We start from the raw sequence: 19,596 nt of genomic DNA on the forward strand, positions 1-19,596 counted from the left end.
GGAACCGCCCGATGGGCCATCCGGTTTCCCTTTCCACGCCCAGCGGCCGCATCTCGGCCTGGCGCGCCGACCCGCCCATTCCTCCGCACGGCGCCCTCGTGGTGGTGCAGGAGATCTTCGGCGTGAACGCGCACATCCGCGCCGTGGTCGACCGATTCGCCGCCCACGGCTACGTGGCCATTGCTCCGGCGTTCTTCGACCACATCGGGCCGCAGATCGAACTCGACTACGACGAGGCCGGCGTGGCAAAGGGCCGCGAGCTGGTGGCCGAGCTCGGCTTCGACCGGGTGCTCGGCGACGTGGAGGCCGCCGCCCGCGAGATCGAGGGCAGCACCGAGAGCGGCAAGGTGGGAGTGGTGGGCTACTGCTGGGGCGGCAGCGTGGCCTTCCTCGCCAACTGCCGGCTCGGCCTGCCGGCGGTGAGCTACTACGGCGGCCGCACCGTGCCCTTCCTCGGCCATGAGCGCCCGAAAGCCCCGCTGCTGCTGCATTTCGGCGAGAACGACCCGCTCATCCCGCCCGAGCACGTGGCCCTGCACCGCGAACACCTGCCGGAGGCCCACATCGAGCTCTGGCCGGCCGGCCACGGCTTCAATTGCGAGCAGCGCGCCGACTACCACGCGCCTTCGGCGCAGGCCGCCCTGCAGCGCACCCTCGCCTTCTTCCAGCGCCATCTCCGCTGACACCGCCATGCCCCTGCCCGTGTTCGAACTGGACCCGCGCCTCGCCGCCGATTCGGTGTTCATCGCCGATGGCCCGCTCTCCCAGCTCCGGCTGATGGACGACGCCCGCTTCCCCTGGCTGCTGCTGGTGCCACGGGTGCCCGGCGCGCTGGAATGGGTGGATCTCGACGGCGCCGCGCAGCGCCTGCTGCTGGCCGAGCTCAACATGGCGGCCAGCCTGCTGCGCGAGCAGTTCGCCCCGGTGGACAAGCTCAACATCGGCGCGCTCGGCAATCTCGTGCCGCAGCTGCACCTGCACGTGGTGGGCCGGCGCATCGGCGATGCGGCCTGGCCCGGCCCGGTCTGGGGCAGCGGCGCCCGCCGGCCTTACGGCGGCGCGGCGCCGGAGCTCGCCTCGCGCCTCGCCCGTTCGCTGTCCGGCTTCCCCGAAGCCGCCCTTCCCGCCCCCTGACACCGCCCCCCGCCATGGATGACACACGCCCCACCCTTCCGGCCCTCGGCCGGAAGGAAAAGACCTTCATCGTCCTGCTCGCCCTGCTGCAGGCCCTGCTGCTCTACCTCGCCAAGTACGCCGAAGAACAGGCCTGGCCGCTGCTTTCCGGGCCGTACGGGCGGATTCCGTGGTTCACCCTCGTGCTCACGGTGCCCACCCTGATGCAGCTCTCGCTGCAGCGTCTCGACGACCGCCGCTTCTGGAGCAATGCCCTGCTCGCCGCGCTCGCCTTCGGCGCCACCGCGGCCTGGGCGGCCTGGAGCGTCACCGGCGCCCCCGGCACCACGGCCGATGCCCTGCTCGGCCCCTTCGCCGCCACGATCGCGCTCACCGCCTTCGTGGCCACGCCCTACCTGCAGGTACGGCTCGCCCACGGGCGCTTCACCGCGCCGTATACCGAACTCTTCGCCTACGCCTGGCAGAACGCGCTCACCCTGAAGGTGGTCGGCGTGATGGTTTGCGTGGGCTGGCTGCTGCTCTTCCTCTGGCAGGAGCTGTTCCAGCTCATCGGCATCGGCTTCTTCAAGGCCGTGTTCGGCCAGGACCCTTTCGCCTACCTCGTCACCGGCCTGTTCGCCGGGCTGGGCGTGCTCGTGGCCCGCACCCAGCACCGCGCCATGCAGGTGGCGCGGCAGGTGCTGTTCGCCATCTTCACCGGCTTCCTGCCACTGGCGGCCTTCATCGCGGTGATTTTCCTCGCCAGCCTGCCCTTCACCGGCCTCGCCCCGCTCGAGCGCGCCACCAGCACCGCCTCCACCCTGGGCGCCCTCGTCGCCGCCCTGGTGCTGCTCCTGAATGCCGTGGTCCAGACCGGGCGTGCCCCACCCTATCCGCGCCCGCTGCGCTGGCTGGTCGATGCCGCGATCGTGGCGCTGCCGCTGTTCGCGGCCATTGCCCTGCGTGCCGTGCTGGTGCGCATCGGCGAGCATGGCTGGACCACCGACCGCTTCTGGGCCCTGATCGCCGTGCTGCTGCTCCTCGCCTACGCCCTGGGCTATGCCTGGACAGTGGTCCGCCCCGGCGGCGCCTGGATGGCCCGGCTGCCCCGGGTGAACATCGCCGTGTCCCTCGCCCTGGTCGGGCTGGGGCTGCTCGCGAACTCGCCCGTGCTCGATCCGCACCGCCTCGCGGCGGCCAGCCAGGCCGCCCGGGTCGCGGCGGCAGCCGGCGAGGCGCCGGTCAGCAGCGAAACGGTGAGCCGCCTCGAGTACCTGCGCTTCCGCAGCGGGCGCCGCGGCGCCGAGGCACTCGAGCGGATCGGGACACTCGACGGCGCATCGGCCGACTTCACCCGCGCCCTTGCGGAGGTCCTGGACCGGCCGGCCGAGTACCCGAAGATGGCCCCGCAGCGGCAGGACCCGGAATCGTCCGGGGCCCTCGCGAAACGCCTGCGCCTGCCGGAAGGCCAGCCGCCCGTCCCGGCCGCACTGCTCGCCGTGGCAGCGAAACACCTCCTCGAAAGCCCCGGTGCCTGCCCTGCAACCGTCTCCACCTGTCCGGCACAGTGGCTGGACCTCGACCATGATGGCCGCGAGGAACTGCTGCTCTGCTCGCCCCAGGCCCTCATGGTCGAGTGCGCCCTGTTCGGCGAGACCGCGGCCGGCTGGGCGCTGCGCGGCAGCGTCAGGCACTGGGGGCCGTCGGAGGCCGAACTGGACGTGGTGAGGCAGGGCCGCATCCGCCCCCTGCCCCCGGTATTCGACGACCTCACGTTTGGCAGCGACGCGGAGCGCCGCGTGCAGATCGAGGTCGTGGATTCGCCGTCGCCGCCCCCGACCGGGAAACCGTGAATCGCCGGGCGTCTCAGGTCTTCGGCAGCGTTACCCCGGTCTGCCCCTGGTACTTGCCGCCGCGGTCCTTGTAGCTCACGTCGCAGACCTCGTCGGACTGGAAGAACAGCATCTGCGCCACGCCCTCGCCGGCATAGATCTTGGCCGGCAGCGGGGTGGTGTTGCTGAACTCGAGGGTCACGTGGCCCTCCCACTCCGGCTCCAGCGGCGTCACGTTCACGATGATGCCGCAGCGCGCATAGGTGCTCTTGCCGAGGCAGACCACCAGCACGTCGCGCGGGATGCGGAAGTACTCCACCGTGCGCGCCAGCGCGAAGCTGTTGGGCGGGATGATGCAGACATCGGATTCGACGTCGACGAAGCTCGAGGGATCGAAGGCCTTGGGATCGACGATGGTCGAGTTGATGTTGGTGAAGATCTTGAACTCGCGGGCGCAGCGCACGTCGTAGCCGTAGCTCGAGGTGCCGTAGCTGACGATGCGGTGACCGTCGGCCGCGTGCTTGACCTGCCCCGGCTCGAAGGGCTCGATCATCCCTTGGGTTTCCGCCATCCGGCGGATCCACTTGTCGCTCTTGATGCTCATGCGCGGCCTGCGTGTCGGGGGCGAGGATCTTAACGCGAAGCCCGGGGCCTGCCGGGGCTCAGCTGTCCTGCACCACGATCGAGGGGAAGGCGATCTGCTTGTTCCGGGCCTGGCGCGAGAGCCGGGCCGCCACCCGCCGGGCGATCCGCCGGTAGTCGGCGGCCAGTGCCCCGCCCGGCTCGGCCACCACGGTGGGGGCGCCGCCATCGGCCTGCTCGCGGATGCGGATGTCGAGCGGCAGCGAGCCGAGCAGCGGCACGCCGTAGCGCTCGGCCATGGCCTGCCCGCCGCCCTGGCCGAACACATGCTCGACATGCCCGCAGTGCGAGCACCGGTGCAGGGCCATGTTCTCGACGATGCCGAGCACCGGCACCGCCACCTTCTCGAACATCTTGAGCGCCTTCTTGGCGTCCAGCAGGGCGATGTCCTGCGGCGTGGTGACGATCACCGCGCCCGAGACCGGCACCCGCTGCGAGAGGGTGAGCTGGATGTCGCCGGTGCCCGGCGGCAGGTCCACCACGAGGTAGTCGAGCTCGTCCCAGCGCGTGCTGGCGAGCAGCTGCTGCAGGTACTGGGTGGCCATCGGCCCGCGCCAGATGGCCGGCTGGTCCTCGCCGAGGAAGAGCCCGATCGACATCGCCTGCAGGCCATGGGCCTGCTTCGGCAGGATGGCCTGCCCGTCCGGGCTCTCCGGCTTGCCGGCAAGGCCCAGCATCATCGGGATGGAGGGGCCATGGATGTCGGCGTCCAGCACCCCCACCCGCGCCCCCTCGGCCGCGAGGCCGAGGGCCAGGTTCACCGCGGTGGTGGACTTCCCCACCCCGCCCTTGCCCGAGGCCACGGCAATCAGGTTCTTCACCCCCGGCAGCGGGGCCAGCCCCTCCTGCACCCGGTGCGCGAGCACCCGCTGCTCGACCTCGACCTGCGCCGACACCACCCCGGGCACGGCCCGCAGGGCGGCCTCCGCCCGGGCCGCCAGCTCGGCATGCCATGAGGCGGCGGCATACGGCAGCCGCAGTACGGCCATCGCCCGGCCCTCATCGATGGCGACCGAGCGGACGACCTCCTCCGCCAGCGGGGCGTCGAGGTGGGGGTCGTGGAGAGCCAGCAGGGCGGCACGGAGCGCGTCGGGGGTCGGGGCGGACATCAGGCGTCAGGCAGGAGGGAGACGATGAGGGGGCGAACGATAGCCGCTCTGGGGGAGGGTGCTTGCACAGCCGCATTACATATCTGTTAATCTCGAGCTAAGGCTGCGTTCAGTCGTCTGCTGAGCGGCCGATGCCGATCCACACCGAACCTGGGGAGTTCCACCACGATGCGCAACACCACACCTCACCTGAAGCGCTCGGCGCTGACGCAGGCCACCCTTGCCGGCCTGGCGTTGCTGGTCGCCATGCCCGTCCTCGCACAGTCCGAGACCACGGACGAAGAAAAAAAGAAGGAAGAGGAACGCGTCACGCAGATCGAAGCGGTCCAGGTCACCGGTTCGCGCATCTTCCGCGCCGGCTTCGACACCCTGGAGCCCGCCACCGTCGTGACGCGGGAAAAGATCGAGCAGCGCGGCATCACGAACATTGCCGATGCGCTCAATGAGATCCCCGGCTTCGGTACTGGTGTCACCCCGGAAGGCGGCCAGTCCACCTTCGGCGTGGGCGTGAACTTCGTCAACCGCCTCGGCCTCGGCACCAACCGCACACTGAGTCTGATCAACGGCCGCCGCGTGGTGACCTCGAACCCCGGCACCATCTTCGGTCCTGCCGCCCCCGGCGTGCAGGTCGACCTGAATGCCATCCCTGCCCAGCTCGTCGAGCGCATCGAGAACATCGCCATCGGCGGCGCCCCGACCTACGGCTCCGACGCCATCGCTGGCGTGGTCAACGTGATCACCCGCCGTGACTATGAGGGTGCCGAGGTCTCGGCCACTTATGGCATCACCGATCGCGACGACAACCAGCGCAAGAGCCTCTCGGCCATTTTCGGCCAGAACTTCGGCAACGGCTTCGGCAACATCACCCTGTCGGCCACCTACGACACCTCGGATGGCGTGCTCGGCATCTCGCGCCCGCGCATCGCCAATGCCTACCTGTTCGCCCCCAACCCCTGCACCACCGGGCCGAGCAGCATTACCACCACGCAGCCGAACCGCACGCCGGCGAACGATGGCCGCGTGAACCCGAACATTCCCTTCCAGACCTGCACCCCGACCGCGGCCTCGGACGGCATCCCGAACAACGTCCTGATCCGCGACCGCCGCATCTTCCAGATGACCTTCGGCGGCATCATCCTGCCGGCCACCGGCGCCTTCAACCTGCCGGATGGCCGTCTGCGCGGTTTTGGCGCCAGCCAGACCACCTATTTCCAGTTCGCTCCGAACGGCAATCTGGTGGCCTACAACCCCGGCATCAACTTCGGCACCCAGAGCGCCTCGGGTGGTGATGGCCTCAATCTCGCGGAGAGCGTGCAGCTGCTCTCCGATCTCGACCGCCGTACGGTCAACCTGATGAGCTCAATGAACCTGACGGAGAACACCCGTCTGTTCTTCGAGGGCTTCCAGTACACCGCCGACTCGCTCGAACTGGTCGACCAGTACAACTGGAACTCGATCACCTTCACCGGCCTGTCTGGCCCCATCACCTTCCGCAGCGACTATCCGCTGCTCAACCAGCAGGCCCGAGACGTACTGGCGGCCAATGGCATCACCAGCTTCCGCCTGAGCCGCGCCCACCGCGACCTCGTGGAGAACAATGCCTCGAGCGGCGTGATCACCCGCCGCGCCGTGTTCGGCGCCGACGGCAATATCGCGATCGGCGATCGCGACTTCCGCTGGGAAGCCAGCTACACCTACGGTCGCAACTCCTCCGAGTACTACAGCCGGCAGATCGACCAGCAGCGCTTCGTCAACGCCCTCAACGTGGCCGTGGTCAACGGCCGCGTGGTCTGCTCGACCACGCCGACCCCGGGCCTGATCATCCCGGGTGGCATCACCACCCCGGTGGCCGACCCGAACTGCGTCCCGCTCAACCTCTTCGGTGAGGGCGCCCCGGGCCAGGCCGCCCGCGACTACGTGACGGTCGACCTGGTGGCACGCGCCGCGCAGGAGCAGGAGGTGTTCAACGCCAACATCGGCGGCGCGCTCTTCGACATGTGGGGCGGCGCCTTCAGCGCCAATGCCGGCATCGAGCGCCGCATCGAGCGCGCCGACTTCCAGCCGGATGCCTTCCAGCGCGCCGGCCGTGGCCGCAGCGTGGCCATCCTGCCGCTGACCGGCAGCTTCGCCACCAAGGAAGCCTTCGTCGAGTTCTTCGCTCCCTTCGTCGACAGCAATGCCGGCCTGCCGATGCTGAACCGCCTCGACTTCACCGGCAAGTTCCGCCGCGTGGACAACACGGTGAACGGTGGCTTCAATGCCTACACCTACGGCCTGCAGTACCGTCCGGTCGAGGACATCGAGTTCCGCGGCAATTTCACCCGCTCGCTGCGCGCCCCGTCCCTGGTCGAGCTCTTCACCCCGGTCTCCAGTGCATTCTCGGCCTTCCCCGACCCCTGCCATGCGCCGAACCAGGCCAGCGGCACGCGCCCGGCCGTGCGCCAGGCGAACTGCAATGCGCTCTTCCAGTCGCTCGGCATCAATGGCAACACCTTCCTCTCCAATGCGGTGACGGCGACGATCCCGATCACCAGCCAGGGTGATGCCAATCTCCTGAACGAGAGTTCGGATGCCTGGACGTACGGCATCGTGCTCCAGCCGCGCTGGGTCCAGGGCCTGCGCCTCGCCGTCGACTACTACAAGGTCGAGATCACCAACGTGATCGGCAACCTCGGCACCGCCGACATTGCAACGGGCTGCTACGACAACACGAACTTCAACACCGCCGATCCGGCGAATGGCAACACCTTCTGCTCGCGCATCCGCCGCGATGCCAACGGCCAGGTGACCTTCGTCCAGACCGGCTTCGTGAACGGCGGCTACCTCAACTTCCGCGGCTTCAGCGGCGAGATCAGCTATGTGAAGGACCTCGCCGACTGGGGCTTCGGCCCGGGCGGCACGATCAGCTTCACCGGCACCGCCTTCCGCCGCGTCGCGGTCGACAGCTCGATCAACAACGTCGTAAACACGAACAGCAATGGCCTCGTCGGCACCCCGCTGCGCGAGTACCAGTTCGGCGTGGCCTACGATCATGACCGCTGGGGCATGAGCGTGCAGGGCAACTACCAGGGCCCGGTCAACGCCGGCAACAACATCTCGCCGGAACTGCAGGACATCCTGGTGTACGACAGCTACAAGTCGTACGATGCGGGCGCCTATGTGAACTTCCTCGACAAGCGCCTGCGCGTGCGTTTTGCGGTGACGAACTTCACCGATGTCGAGCCGCCGTTCCCGCTGGGTGGCATCGGCACCTACGACATCCTCGGCCGCCGCTACACCCTCTCGGCCGTGTACAAGTTCTGATCCACGTTCCTTCCTCCAGCCACGAAGCCCGGCCCCGCGCCGGGCTTCGTTTTTGCAGCCCATCCCGGAGCCCCTCGCTCTGCCCTGCCGGGGCTCTCCGGCGAGCGGACGCCAGCTTCCTACGCAAGGCCGCCGCCCGCCCGCCATCTGCGATAATCGCGGCCTGACCCTGCCGCAACGCCGATGACTCCCAGCCCCTCTCCCGCGCCGGCCCCGCTGGCGCCCGCCCTCGTGACCACCGCCCTGCCCTATGCCAACGGGCAGATCCACCTCGGCCATCTCGTGGGTTACATCCAGGCCGACATCTGGGTGCGTGCCCGGCGCATGGCCGGCGGCACCACGCATTTCGTCTGCGCCGACGACACCCATGGCACGCCGATCATGCTCGCCGCCGAGAAGGCCGGCACCACGCCGGAGGCCTTCGTGGCCGGGGTGCAGGCCCAGCACGAGCGCGACTTCGCCGACTTCTTCGTCGGCTTCGACCATTACGATTCGACCAACAGCGCCGGCAACCGGGCGCTGACGGAAGCGGTCTACGCCGCGCTGAAGGCCGGCGGCCACATCGCCACCCGGCCGATCCAGCAGCTCTACGACCCGGTGCGGGCGATGTTCCTGCCCGACCGCTACATCAAGGGCGAGTGCCCGAAGTGCGGGGCCGCCGACCAGTACGGCGACAACTGCGAGGCCTGTGGCGCCACCTATTCGCCCGCCGAGCTGAAGCATCCGCGCTCGGTGGTCTCTGGCGCCACGCCGGAGCTGCGGGAAAGCGAGCACCATTTCTTCGAGCTCGGCCGCTTCGAGGGCTTCCTGCGCGACTGGCTGGCGGGCGAGGTGGCCCACCCCGGGGTGAAGGCCAAGCTGATGGAATGGGTGGAGGCGGGCCTGCGCGCCTGGGACATCTCCCGCGACGCCCCCTACTTCGGCTTCGAGATTCCCGGCGCGCCGGGCAAGTACTTCTACGTCTGGCTCGATGCGCCGATCGGCTATCTGTCGAGCTTCAAGGCGCTGTGCGAGGCGAAGGGCCTCGATTTCGGCGCCTTCCTCGACGCCGCCCGCAACACCCGGGGCGAGACCGAACTGCACCACTTCCTCGGCAAGGACATCGTCAACTTCCACGGCCTGTTCTGGCCGGCGGTGCTGCACGGCTCCGGCCACCGCCCACCTACCCGCCTGCACGTGAACGGCTACCTCACGGTGAACGGCGACAAGATGAGCAAGTCGCGCGGCACCTTCATCCAGGCCCGCACCTATCTCGAGGCTGGCCTACCGCCCGAGGCCCTGCGCTACTACTACGCCATCAAGAGCTCGGGCGGGGTCACCGACCTCGATCTCAACCTCGCCGACTTCATGGCGCGGGTGAACGCCGACCTCGTGGGCAAGTTCGTCAACATCGCCAGCCGCTGCGCCGGCTTCATCGAGAAGCGCTTCGGTGGCCGGCTGGCCGCCGGGCTCGACGATCCTTCGATGGTCGACCGCTTCGTCGCCACGCTGGAGACCGTGCGCGACCACTACCTCGCCGACGATGCCGCCGCCGCGATGCGCGCGGTGATGGCGCTGGCCGACGAGGCGAACCGCTACATCGACGAGAAGAAGCCCTGGGTGATCGCCAGGGAAGCCGGTCGCGAGGCCGAGCTGCAGCGAGTCTGCACCCAGGGTCTGAACCTGTTCCGCCTGCTCGCCATCGGCCTGAAGCCGGTGCTGCCTGCCCTCTGCGCCCGGGCCGAAGGCTTCCTCTGCGCCCCGGTGACGGGCTGGGGCGATGCCGCCACGCCCCTGCTGGACCGCCACATCCGCCCCTTCGAACCCCTGCTCACCCGCATCGAACAGTCCCGGATCGACGCCATGATCGACGCTTCCAAGGAGTCCCTCGCCCCGTCCACCGCCGCCCCGGCGGCTGCGCCGGCGGCACCGGCCGCCGCCAGCGAGGCGGTCGGCGCCAAAGCCGCGGCGGCCGCACCGGCCTACGTCGGCATCGAGGATTTCGCCAAGCTCGACCTGCGCATCGGCAAGGTGCTGGAGTGCAGTGCCGTCGAAGGCTCGGACAAGCTGCTGCGGTTCCGGCTGGATGCCGGTGAACTCGGCGAGCGGCAGATCTTCTCCGGCATCCGCGCGAGCTATGGCGAACCCGAGACACTCGTGGGCCGCCATGTGGTGTTCATCGCCAACCTCGCCCCGCGCAAGATGCGCTTCGGCCTTTCCGAGGGGATGATCCTCTCCGCCGGCTTCGACGGCGGGCCGCTTTGCCTGCTCGACGTCGACCCGGGCGCCCTGCCCGGCATGCCGGTGCGCTGAAGCGCCGGCGAAGGCCGGGACCCAGGCCATGACCGAGCTCCTGCTGCTGCTCGTGGGCGCGGTGCTGGTCAACAACTTCGTGCTGGTGAAGTTCCTCGGCCTCTGCCCCTTCATGGGCGTGTCGCGGCAGCTGGATGCCGCGCTCGGCATGGCACTCGCCACCAGCTTCGTGCTGACGCTGGCGGCCGGCCTGTCATGGGCGATCCAGCGCTGGCTGCTCGAACCGCTCGGCATCGGCGAGCTGCGCACCCCGGCCTTCATCCTGGTGATCGCGGCCACCGTGCAGTTCACCGAGCTGCTGCTGCACCGCCAGAGCCCGCGCCTGTACCGCGTGCTCGGCCTCTACCTGCCGCTCATCACCACCAACTGCGCGGTGCTCGGGGTGGCCCTGCTCAACGTGCAGTCGCGGCATTCGCTGCTGGAATCGGTGCTGTTCGGCTTCGGCGCGGCGCTGGGCTTCGGCCTGGTGCTGGTGCTGTTCGCCGCCCTGCGCGAGCGGCTGGAGGCCGCCGACGTGCCCGCGGCCTTCCGCGGCGCGCCGGTGGCGCTCGCTGCCGCGGCGCTGATGGCGCTCGCGTTCGCCGGCTTCACCGGCATGGGACGCTGATGCTGGCCCTCGCGGCGCTGGTGGTGCTGGCGGCCCTGATCGGCCTCGGGCTTGGCTGGGCGGCGCGGCGCTTGCGGGTGGAGCGCGACCCGCTGGTCGAAGAGATCGACGCCCTGCTGCCACAAACCCAGTGCGGCCAGTGCGGCTACCCCGGCTGCCGGCCCTATGCCGAGGCCATCGCCCGCGGCGAGGCCGACATCAACCAGTGCCCGCCCGGGGGCGAGGCCGGCATCCGCGCCCTCGCCGGCCTGCTGGGCCGCGAGCCGAAGCCGCTCTCGGCGGAGCACGGGGCGGAAAAGCCAGCGCAGGTGGCGCGCATCCGCGAGGCCGAGTGCATCGGCTGCTTCAAGTGCATCGCCGCCTGCCCGGTGGACGCCATCATCGGCGCCCCGAAATACCTGCACGTGGTGGTCGAGGACCTGTGCACCGGCTGCGAGCTCTGCCTGCCGCCCTGCCCGGTGGACTGCATCGAGCTCCTGCCCGCCCCGCCGCCCGCGGACCTGCGCTGGCGGCGGGGGGGCATCGAAGGGTCTCAGTCGACGCCGAAGTCGAAGTAGCTGTCGGTGCCGGAGGCGAAGAACCCGAGGGTCTTCACCTGGCTGTTGTAGGTGATCAGCGCGTACTCGCCCGGCGGCAGCGGCGACTTCGGGCTGATCTCGAACAGCACGTAGCCCTTGGGCGCACGCGACTGGTCGGCGAGCGGCTTGCCTTCGGTGGGGACGATGCGGTCGCGGGCGATCCCCGTCGAGTAGCTCATGTAACCCCCTCCGACGCTGACCTCGCGGGTATTGTTCCGGCGGACTGCGAAGTTCGCCAGGGTGAGGTAGCTCTCGGGCTGGGCATTGCCCGGGACCGCGATGATGAACGTGGGCCGGTTGCTGCTGAGGCGGAGGTTCGCCGCGGCCCCGTTGAGCACCGCGTACATTCCCACACCGCCGAATCCCATCCCGCGTGCCGCGGTCCGGAAGGTGGCTGGCATGTAGCGCATCACCGTTTCCTTGCCGTCCTCCCGCAGGACGATCTCCTCCGGGTTCCAATCGCCGCCCGCCGCGGCTGCGGTGCCCGACGCCCCCTGCGACTTCTGGATCATCGCATCGACGACCGCCGCGGGAACGCCGGCGCGCGAGAGCGAGATCAGGGCATCGGGCGCGACATCGAACCTGGCCTCGGAGCCGCGGATCGCGAGGACGATGGTGCTCTCGGGCAGCTTGGCCTCGACCATCTTCAGGACGTCGGCGTTGGTCAAGGGCGCATCGGCGAGGGTGGCCGTGGCGAAGGCGCCGAAGCCCAGCAGCATGGAGAGGAGGAGTGCGGTCCGCGTCTTTCGCATCGGGGGAAGTCCCTGTCTGAGGTGGATGGGGCGCCGTGGGTGTCGATCCGCTGCGGCGCGGACGGATCGTATACGCGCCATCCCCGCCAATCGTCAGCAAAATACGAACTGCGGACAGGTGACTAGAGCCGCTCCACCCGGTAGCCGGCTGCGGCCAGTTGCTGCACCAGGCCTTCCGCGCCCACGAGGTGCAGGGCGCCTACCGCCACCAGCGCATCCTCGGCCTCCGGGCCATCGAGGATCGACTTGATGCGCGAGACCCAAGCAGCGTTGCGCTGGGTGTTGATGCGGGCGTAGAAAGCCGGGTCGCGGGCCCGCATCGCCGCTGCCATGCCCCAGTAGAGCGCGTCCTCGTCACCCTGCCGCCACTGCGCGTGCAGCCAGGCCACCTCGGCGCGCAGTTCGTGCGCCCGGGCCACCACGTCACGCAGATGGGCGAGCTGCACAGAAGGCTTCATGCCGCGGAACAGGTCGATCTGGTCCTCCAACGTCTCGAGGCCTCGTACCTGCTTGCCGCGCCTCACCGCCTCGCGGGCGAGGTGGCGATCCATGCCAAGATCGGGATCGAGCCCGGCCTTCGCCATCTCGGCCAGGGTCAGCACCATGGCGGCGTACCAGGGCTCCATGCGCTCGAAGCGGGCGGGCTCGATGCCCGCGCCACGGGCCAGGGCCAAAGCGCTCTCCCAGCTCGGCGCATCCAACCGCTGCCGCAGGCTGCGCGCTTCCGGGCGCAGCGTGCCCGCGCGCTCCAGCCGCCGGGCCAGATGCGGGTCCTCCAGCGTCTCCGGGGGCAGTTCCAGCAGCACCAGATCCGCCTGGTCGAGGGCGGCATACACCCGCGCATCGAGCGGGTAGTCACCGGGGGTGAGGAAGTGGAAGGTGCCGAGCAGGTAGACGTGGTTGTCCGCGTCGCTCACCCGCCATAGCAGCGGCGTCGGTGGCGTGCCGGCGGCGGAGGCCGGCAGGACCGCGGACAGCCACAGGACGAAAAGGAGAAGCAGGCTTCCGGGTGCCCGGCATCTCCCGCCCTGCATTCGCCTGGCCATCCCGGAACCACGCTCACTCGATCAGCGGCAGCGGCTTTTTCTCGCCTGCCTCCACCCGCAGGTCGAGGCGGTTCGAGGGCGGCGGCAGGGGGCAGGTGGAGTATTCCGTGAAGGCGCAGGGCGGGTTGTAGGCGCGGTTGAAATCGACCACGGTGCGGCCCTTCGCATTCGGCGGGTCGGCATAGAGGAAGCGCGCCGCCGGATAGGTCTCGTGCCCGCTGGTGCGGTCGGCAAAGATGAGGAACAGCCGGCCATCGCCCTCGTCCACCGCCTCGAGGCGGTACTCGCGGCCGTCCTTCTCGAACACCACCGCCCCGGGGTTCTTCATCGGCTCCTCGATGCCCAGCACATTGACGATGCCGATGGTCTGGCCCTCGGGATGCGGCTCGAAGCGGGCATCGAAGCGGAAGGCGGGGTCGATCTCGAAATAGTCGAGCCCGGGGAACCGGGTGCGGGTGGGGGCCAGGGCATCGCGCACGCGCAGGCCGAGGCGGTCGCCGCGCTGGATCAGGATGAAGCTGGCATCTCCCTGGTTGAAGCCCACCACGGTAGGGGTGGCACCACCGGCATCGCTTCTCAGCACATGGGTGGCGCTGCCAGCCGGCTGCCCATCGATGGTGACGCCGGGTGCGGTGGCGCGGAAGCGCACGGTGCCATCGCGGCCGACACTGATCAGGCCGAGTTCCTCCGGGCCGACGGCGAGGCGGATGCCCTTGGTGGCCCCGCTGCCGACATAGCTGTTGCCACGCTTCAGCCAGTGCAGGCCCACTAGGGAGAGCCAGCCATCGGGGGCCTGGAGCCGCGCCAGCCGTGCCTCGCGCCACTCCAGCACGCTGCGCCGGTGCACCGCTGCCGCGGCAGCGGCGGCCCGCTCGCGGGTGGCCTCGGCCTGCCGCTCGGCCTCGGTCGGCCCGCCATCGGAACAGGCGCCCAGCACGACCCCGGTGGCGATCACGGTGGCAAGCAGGGGGAAACGCATCGGCTACTCCTAACGGCCGCGGAGGAACAGGCGGTCGAGTTCCGCCAGCGGCAACTGTACGAAAGTCGGGCGCCCATGGTTGCACTGGGCGGCCCGCTCGGTGGCCTCCATGTCGCGCAGCAGGGCATTCATCTCCGGCACGGTGAGGCGCCGGTTGGCGCGCACCGAACTGCGGCAGGCCCAGCCTGCCATCAGGGCATGCACTGCCTCCTCCACCCGGCGGGTGCGGCCATGTTCGCGCAGCTCGGCGAGCGCATCGAGCAGCAGCGGCCGCGGGTCGAGATCGGCAAGCAGGGCCGGCACGCTGCGCAGGGACAGCGACTGCGGCCCGGTGCGCTGCAGCTCGAAACCCAGGCTGGCAAGCAGGCCCGCGTGCTCTTCGGCGGTATCGGCCTCGGCCTCGCCCACCGCCAGCGCCAGGGGCACCAGCAGGGGCTGGGCGCGCAGATCCCGGGCGGCGAAGGCCGCCTTCATCGCCTCGTAAGTGATGCGCTCATGGGCGGCGTGCATGTCCACCAGCACCAGGCCCTCGCGGTTCTGTGCCAGCACATAGACACCGTGCAGCTGGGCCAGCGCAAAGCCGAGCGGCGGCAGGTCGGCCTCGGCCGGCACGCCATCCTCCGCTGCCGCGAGCGCGGGCGGCTGGCCTTCCGGGGCAGCCGGCGACAGGGCCGCGGCGGCACTGGCCCCGGCGCTGCCGTAGAGCTGCCGGTAGGCCGGCACCGCCTCGGCCACCGTCAGGCCAAGCCGGGGCTGCTCGCCGCGCCAGGCCGGCAGGCCGGCCACCGGGCTCGGCAGCGGGCCCTGCGGCGCCTGGGGCGGCGCCACCTCGCCGGCGCCGGGGCGGGCCTGGGCCAGGGCCTCGTGCAGGGTGCGGAACAGGAAGTCATGCACCAGCCGCCCGTCGCGGAAGCGCACCTCGTGCTTGGCCGGGTGCACGTTCACGTCCACCCGCCGCGGGTCGAGCTCGAGGAACAGCACGAAGCTCGGATGCCGGCCGTGGTAGAGCACGTCGGCATAGGCCTGGCGCACCGCATGCGCCACCACCCGGTCACGCACCGCGCGGCCGTTGACGAAGAAGAACTGCTGGTCGGCGCTGGCGCGCGAGGCGGTGGGCAGGCCGATCCAGCCGTGCAGGCGCAGTCCGGCCTGCGCCTGGTCGATGCCCAGCGCGCGGGCATGGAACTCCGGCCCCAGGGCTTCGGCAAGGCGCTTCGGCGCATCGCCGCCGCTCGGCCGGTAATGGCGCAGCAGGCGGCCGTTGTGGCCGAGGCGAAGCTCGATGTCCGGCCGGGCGAGCGCGAGCTGGCGCAGCCAGTCCTCGACATGGCCGAGCTCGGTGCGCTCGGCCTTGAGGAAGCGCCGCCGCGCCGGCACGTTGAAGAACAGGTCCCGCACCTCGACCGTGGTGCCGACCGGATGTGGGTGCGGCACCACCTCGCCCACCCGCCCGCCCTCCACCTCGAGGCGGGCCCCGTGGGCCTGCGCGGCAGTGCGCGAGGTGAGGCTGAAACGGCTCACCGAGGCAATCGAGGGCAGGGCCTCGCCGCGGAAGCCCAGGGTGGCGACGGCCTCGAGATCCTCGAGGCTGGCGATCTTGCTGGTGGCATGGCGCGAGACCGCCACCGGCAGTTCCTCGGCGGCGATGCCGATGCCATCGTCGCGGATGCGCACCAGCCGCGCGCCGCCTTCCTCCAGTTCGATGTCGATGCGGCGCGCCCCCGCATCCAGCGCGTTCTCGACCAGTTCCTTCACCACGGAGGCCGGCCGCTCCACCACCTCGCCCGCGGCGATCTGGTTGATGAGCACCTCGGGAAGTAGGCGGATCGGCATGCGGGCACCACGGGGAACGGCCCCCGATGATACTGGTGCCGGCGGCGGGACGGGATTTACTCGGGCGCCGGGATGCGCAGGCGCTCGCCGACGCGCACCACGTCGTCGCGCTTGTCGTTGGCCTGCCGCAGCTGGTGCACCGAGACGCCATGCCGCGAGGCGATCAGGCCCAGGGTCTCGCCGCGCGCCACCACGTGCTGGCGCGGGCCACGCTGCGGATTGGCGGCGAACCAGGTGCCGGGCGGCGGCTGGTTGCCAAAGTAGTCGGCAACCCCGCGGGTGATGGCCTGCGCCAGGCGGCGGCGGAAGGCCGGATCGTTGAGCCTGCGCTCGTCCTCAGCATTGGTGATGAAGCCGGTCTCGATCAGCATCGAGGGCACGTCGGGCGAGCGCAGCACCCAGAAGTTGGCGCGCTCGACCTGCGGCTTGCGGGTCTTGCCCACACTGCGCAGGGCCTCGAGCACCTGGTTCGCCGCCTCGTCGGAAACGCGCAGCGTGGCGCTCTGCGAGAGGTCGAGCAGCACCGCGGCGAGGTTGCGGTCCTTGTCGTCGAGGCTCACACCGCCGACGAGATCGGAGTTGTTCTCGCGGTCGGCGAGGAAACGGGCCGCCTCGCTGGAGGCCCCGCGGGTGGAGAGCACGAACACGGAGGCGCCGTTGGCGGCGCGGTTGTGCGCGGCATCGGCATGCACCGAGATGAACAGGTCGGCCTGGGCCTCGCGAGCCTTGCGGTAGCGCTCGCCGAGCGGGATGAACACGTCGCTGTCGCGGATCAGCACCGCGCGCATGCCGGGATGGCGGTCCACCTCCTCGGCCAGCGCCCGTGCCACCTGCAGGGTCACGGTCTTCTCGTAGGTGCCACGGCTGCCGATCGCTCCCGGGTCGCGGCCGCCGTGGCCGGCATCGATGGCGATCACCAGCTTGCGCTCGCCCTGCAGGGCCGCCGGAACACCGGCCGGGGCCGCCGCCGCGGGGGCGGCCAGTACCGGGGCCGCGGCCACCAGGGCGCCCTCGTCACGGAACAGTTCCAGCACCAGCCGGGTCTCGCGGCCTGCGCCCTCCACCCGGGCGCGCGGCTTCACCGCCCCGCCGAGATCGAAGACCACGCGCAGGGTGCCCGGCTCCGGGTACCCGGTGCGAACGCCGATCACCCGGCCATTGGGAGCCGGCGGGCGGAAGCCCTCGGCAAGCCGGGCCGCGGGCAGGTCGAGCACCAGCCGGTCGGGATTGCCGAGGCTGAAGACCTTGAAGGGCCCGGGCGCGGCGTCGAGCTGCAGTTCGGCCCGCGTCGCCTCGTCGCTGGCGCTCAGACGCACCTGGCCCAGGGTGGTGGCGGCCTGGCCGAACGCGGCATAGGCCAGCCCCGCCAGAAGCACGGCGAGATGCAGCCAACGGGTCCAGTTGAGCGACGCGGCGCGCGACATGGCGCGATTCAAGCACCGGAAATCGCGCTTTGCAAGCACTTTTTCCTTTGGAATCCGGGGCCTGCGGGACTTTCCTGCGACCCTGCTTGATGAACGGACCCTAAGTTCGGGCGTTCACCCTCCGGGCCCACCCTCCCGGAACGCCGCCAGCCACTGGCGGCCGAGTGCCGAACGGGGCTCCAGTCGGGCCTGTCGCCCCTCGCCCTCGAGGCGGAGGCCAAGCACCAGATCCGCCGGCGGCAGATGCCCGGCGCCCCGCTCCGGCCACTCCACCAGCCAGAGCCGGGCGGCATCGGCAAGCTCGTCGAGGGCGAGGAAATCCAGCTCCGCCGCATCGCCAAGGCGGTAGAGATCGAGATGGGCGGCCTCGCCGCCCGGCACCGGGTAGCGCTCGACCAGGGTGTAGGTGGGGCTGCGGATACGACCTGCCACCCCGAGGGCGCGCAGCAGGGCCCGGGCCAGCGTCGATTTGCCGGCCCCGAGATCGCCTTCGAGGTAGACCACCGCCCGCGCCGGCAGGCAGGCCGCCAGCCGCGCCCCCAGAGCCTCGGTGGCGGCGGCATCGGGCAGAAAGAGGGAGTACGCCTCGCTGCTCATGGGTTCAGCGCCTCGCCCAAGGCCGGCAGCAGGTCGGCGGCCAAAAGGCCCCGGCATCGCCCGGCGGCCGCCCGGTCGCCGGCCGCAGCATGGGCCAGGGCCCCGGCCCAGGCAGCCTCGAAGGGCGGCAGGCCCTGGGCGCGCAGGGCCGCCACCACGCCGGTGAGCACATCGCCCATGCCGGCGCTGGCCATGCCCGGGTTGCCGGCATCGATCAGCACCGCGGTCTTTCCGGGCGCGGCCACCACGCTGCCCGCCCCTTTCAGCACCACGGCCGCCTCGAAGCGTGCGGCCAGGGCGATGGCGGCGCCCAGCCGGTCACGCTGCACGGCCGCCGTGTCGCTGCCGAGCAGGCGCGCCGCCTCACCGGGATGCGGTGTCAGCACGGCCTCCGGCAGGGGCCGGGGAGCGGCCGCCAGACGGTTCAGGGCATCGGCATCCAGCACCAGCGGGCGGCCGCTCGCCAGGGCCGCGGTGAACAGCTCCCAGCCCCAGGCGTCCTGCCCCAGCCCGGGGCCCAGGGCCAGCACATCGGCCCGCGCCAGACAGGCGGCCAGCCCCTCGGGGGCCGGCAGGACACGCGCCATCACCTCCGGACGGCGGGCGAGCAGGGCCGCCACCGCCTCGGGGCTGCCGATCGCCTCCACCCAGCCGGCGCCGCTGCGGGCCGCGGCCTCGGCGCAGAGCACCAGGGCGCCGGCCATGCCCTCGGCCCCGCCGAGGCAGAGCACGCGGCCGAACTGGCCCTTGTGGCTGTCCAGCGGCCGGGGCGGCAGCACTGCCGCCAGCGCCGCCGGCCGCAGTGCCTGCGCCACGGGCCGGGCTTCGGCGGGCCAGTCGCGGACTTCGAGCCCCAGCGGCTCGACCACCACCTCGCCGGCCGCCTCCCGGCCCTTGCCGGTGAACAGCCCGGGCGTGGCAGCGAGGAAGGCCACGCTGAGCGTGGCCGGGAGGAAGGCCCCCGGCGCCGCGCCGGTATCGGCCTCGATGCCGGTGGGAAGATCGAGGGCCAGCACCGGGCGGCCGGTGGCCCGGACCGCCGCGAGCAGGGCCGCGAGGCCGGCCTCGGGCGCGCGCGCCAGGCCCAGGCCCAGCAGGCCATCCACCCACAGCCCGACCTCGGGCAGGGCCTGCGGGTCGGCGGGCGCCACCGCCCCGCCCTGCGCGGCCCAACGGGCTGCCGCGGCGCGGGCCTCGGCGCTGCGCGGCGCGCCGAAGGCCAGCACCGACACGGCACGCCCGGCCTCGTGCAGGACGCAGGCCAGTTCGTAGCCATCGCCGCCGTTGTTGCCCGGGCCGCAGAGCACGCCGACCTGCCGCACCTCGGGCCAGCGTTCGAGCAGGCGGCGCGCGGCGGCCGCGCCGGCCCGCCGCATCAGTTCGCCCGGAGGAAGCCCGCCGGCGATGGCCGCGCGTTCGATGGCGCGCAGCGCCGCGGTGCGCAGCAGCGGAAGGGTATGGGGCATGGACGGATTCTATACTCCGCCCC

General features: G+C 71.1%; 16 protein-coding genes. 7 read left to right on the top strand and 9 right to left on the bottom strand.

The features are described 5' to 3' along the window. The first annotated feature begins 11 nt into the window (after positions 1-11). The 3 genes from G408_RS0104465 to G408_RS13155 are packed head-to-tail and all read left to right on the top strand — an operon-like array spanning position 12 to position 2,966. Entirely contained in the window at positions 12-683 is a 672-nt protein-coding gene (locus G408_RS0104465) for a dienelactone hydrolase family protein (protein WP_028770118.1), read from the top strand. Positions 684-690: 7 nt separating this feature from the next. Beyond that, complete coding sequence (locus G408_RS13150; RefSeq protein ID WP_051282619.1) at positions 691-1,134, top strand: HIT domain-containing protein; 444 nt, start codon at positions 691-693, stop codon at positions 1,132-1,134. Between the two features lie 14 nt (positions 1,135-1,148). Then, positions 1,149-2,966, top strand: coding sequence for a DUF4153 domain-containing protein (locus tag G408_RS13155; protein WP_051282620.1), 1,818 nt, complete (start codon positions 1,149-1,151; stop codon positions 2,964-2,966). 13 nt (positions 2,967-2,979) lie between these two features. Here G408_RS13155 and dcd read toward each other — a convergent pair whose 3' ends face one another. Beyond that, complete coding sequence (gene dcd / locus G408_RS0104480; RefSeq protein WP_028770119.1) at positions 2,980-3,549, bottom strand: dCTP deaminase; 570 nt, start codon at positions 3,547-3,549, stop codon at positions 2,980-2,982. 58 nt (positions 3,550-3,607) lie between these two features. Next, on the bottom strand, positions 3,608-4,696 hold the full coding sequence (apbC, locus tag G408_RS0104485; protein WP_028770120.1) for an iron-sulfur cluster carrier protein ApbC: 1,089 nt from the start codon (positions 4,694-4,696) through the stop codon (positions 3,608-3,610). A 168-nt stretch (positions 4,697-4,864) separates the two neighbouring features. On the opposite strand from apbC, the gene G408_RS0104490 reads away from it, so the two are divergent. The 4 genes from G408_RS0104490 to rsxB all read left to right on the top strand — a co-directional run bounded on the left by G408_RS0104490 (position 4,865) and on the right by rsxB (position 11,455). Next, on the top strand, positions 4,865-7,999 hold the full coding sequence (locus tag G408_RS0104490; RefSeq protein ID WP_037412261.1) for a TonB-dependent receptor domain-containing protein: 3,135 nt from the start codon (positions 4,865-4,867) through the stop codon (positions 7,997-7,999). 183 nt (positions 8,000-8,182) lie between these two features. After that, positions 8,183-10,291, top strand: a complete 2,109-nt coding sequence (metG, locus tag G408_RS0104495) for a methionine--tRNA ligase (RefSeq protein WP_051282621.1) — start codon at positions 8,183-8,185, stop codon at positions 10,289-10,291. Between the two features lie 28 nt (positions 10,292-10,319). After that, positions 10,320-10,898: an electron transport complex subunit RsxA gene (rsxA, locus tag G408_RS0104500; RefSeq protein ID WP_028770123.1), complete on the top strand. Its 579-nt coding sequence runs from the start codon at positions 10,320-10,322 to the stop codon at positions 10,896-10,898. Then, entirely contained in the window at positions 10,898-11,455 is a 558-nt protein-coding gene (rsxB, locus tag G408_RS13160; RefSeq protein ID WP_211226647.1) for an electron transport complex subunit RsxB, read from the top strand. Before rsxA ends, rsxB begins: the two co-directional genes overlap by 1 nt. On the opposite strand, the gene G408_RS0104510 is transcribed toward rsxB, so the two are convergent. From G408_RS0104510 to G408_RS0104540, 7 genes are all read right to left on the bottom strand, one after another. Continuing rightward, positions 11,431-12,195 carry a hypothetical protein gene (locus G408_RS0104510; protein WP_028770124.1) on the bottom strand — a complete coding sequence of 255 codons (765 nt, stop codon included), beginning with the start codon at positions 12,193-12,195 and terminating at the stop codon, positions 11,431-11,433. The two genes, rsxB and G408_RS0104510, sit on opposite strands and share 25 nt — an antisense overlap. Positions 12,196-12,350: 155 nt before the next feature. Continuing rightward, on the bottom strand, positions 12,351-13,145 hold the full coding sequence (locus tag G408_RS0104515) for a TraB/GumN family protein (RefSeq protein WP_169719204.1): 795 nt from the start codon (positions 13,143-13,145) through the stop codon (positions 12,351-12,353). A 142-nt stretch (positions 13,146-13,287) separates the two neighbouring features. Then, positions 13,288-14,253, bottom strand: coding sequence for a DUF1684 domain-containing protein (locus G408_RS13165; RefSeq protein WP_084628065.1), 966 nt, complete (start codon positions 14,251-14,253; stop codon positions 13,288-13,290). Positions 14,254-14,262: 9 nt separating this feature from the next. Then, positions 14,263-16,086 (bottom strand): DNA mismatch repair endonuclease MutL, encoded by a 1,824-nt coding sequence (mutL, locus tag G408_RS0104525; protein ID WP_028770126.1) that lies wholly within the window; start codon positions 16,084-16,086, stop codon positions 14,263-14,265. A gap of 56 nt (positions 16,087-16,142) precedes the next feature. Then, on the bottom strand, positions 16,143-17,510 hold the full coding sequence (locus G408_RS0104530) for an N-acetylmuramoyl-L-alanine amidase (RefSeq protein WP_051282623.1): 1,368 nt from the start codon (positions 17,508-17,510) through the stop codon (positions 16,143-16,145). Between the two features lie 114 nt (positions 17,511-17,624). Beyond that, a complete protein-coding gene (tsaE, locus tag G408_RS0104535; protein ID WP_028770128.1) occupies positions 17,625-18,107 on the bottom strand; it encodes a tRNA (adenosine(37)-N6)-threonylcarbamoyltransferase complex ATPase subunit type 1 TsaE in 483 nt (160 codons plus the stop codon). Beyond that, positions 18,104-19,573: a bifunctional ADP-dependent NAD(P)H-hydrate dehydratase/NAD(P)H-hydrate epimerase gene (locus tag G408_RS0104540; RefSeq protein ID WP_028770129.1), complete on the bottom strand. Its 1,470-nt coding sequence runs from the start codon at positions 19,571-19,573 to the stop codon at positions 18,104-18,106. Before G408_RS0104540 ends, tsaE begins: the two co-directional genes overlap by 4 nt. Positions 19,574-19,596 lie beyond the last annotated feature (23 nt).

It is taken from the genome of Silanimonas lenta DSM 16282 (assembly GCF_000429065.1).
Taxonomy (GTDB): Bacteria; Pseudomonadota; Gammaproteobacteria; order Xanthomonadales; family Xanthomonadaceae; genus Silanimonas; species Silanimonas lenta.

Bases quoted from the DNA above. Each gene is read 5' to 3' on its own strand.
- G408_RS0104465 (WP_028770118.1), top strand. From the start codon at position 12: ATGGGCCATCCGGTTTCCCTTTCCACGCCCAGCGGCCGCATCTCGGCC.
- G408_RS13150 (WP_051282619.1), top strand. From the start codon at position 691: ATGCCCCTGCCCGTGTTCGAACTGGACCCGCGCCTCGCCGCCGATTCG.
- G408_RS13155 (WP_051282620.1), top strand. From the start codon at position 1,149: ATGGATGACACACGCCCCACCCTTCCGGCCCTCGGCCGGAAGGAAAAG.
- dcd (WP_028770119.1), bottom strand. From the start codon at position 3,549: ATGAGCATCAAGAGCGACAAGTGGATCCGCCGGATGGCGGAAACCCAA.
- apbC (WP_028770120.1), bottom strand. From the start codon at position 4,696: ATGTCCGCCCCGACCCCCGACGCGCTCCGTGCCGCCCTGCTGGCTCTC.
- G408_RS0104490 (WP_037412261.1), top strand. From the start codon at position 4,865: ATGCGCAACACCACACCTCACCTGAAGCGCTCGGCGCTGACGCAGGCC.
- metG (WP_051282621.1), top strand. From the start codon at position 8,183: ATGACTCCCAGCCCCTCTCCCGCGCCGGCCCCGCTGGCGCCCGCCCTC.
- rsxA (WP_028770123.1), top strand. From the start codon at position 10,320: ATGACCGAGCTCCTGCTGCTGCTCGTGGGCGCGGTGCTGGTCAACAAC.
- rsxB (WP_211226647.1), top strand. From the start codon at position 10,898: ATGCTGGCCCTCGCGGCGCTGGTGGTGCTGGCGGCCCTGATCGGCCTC.
- G408_RS0104510 (WP_028770124.1), bottom strand. From the start codon at position 12,195: ATGCTGCTGGGCTTCGGCGCCTTCGCCACGGCCACCCTCGCCGATGCG.
- G408_RS13165 (WP_084628065.1), bottom strand. From the start codon at position 14,253: ATGCGTTTCCCCCTGCTTGCCACCGTGATCGCCACCGGGGTCGTGCTG.
- mutL (WP_028770126.1), bottom strand. From the start codon at position 16,086: ATGCCGATCCGCCTACTTCCCGAGGTGCTCATCAACCAGATCGCCGCG.
- G408_RS0104530 (WP_051282623.1), bottom strand. From the start codon at position 17,510: ATGTCGCGCGCCGCGTCGCTCAACTGGACCCGTTGGCTGCATCTCGCC.
- tsaE (WP_028770128.1), bottom strand. From the start codon at position 18,107: ATGAGCAGCGAGGCGTACTCCCTCTTTCTGCCCGATGCCGCCGCCACC.
- G408_RS0104540 (WP_028770129.1), bottom strand. From the start codon at position 19,573: ATGCCCCATACCCTTCCGCTGCTGCGCACCGCGGCGCTGCGCGCCATC.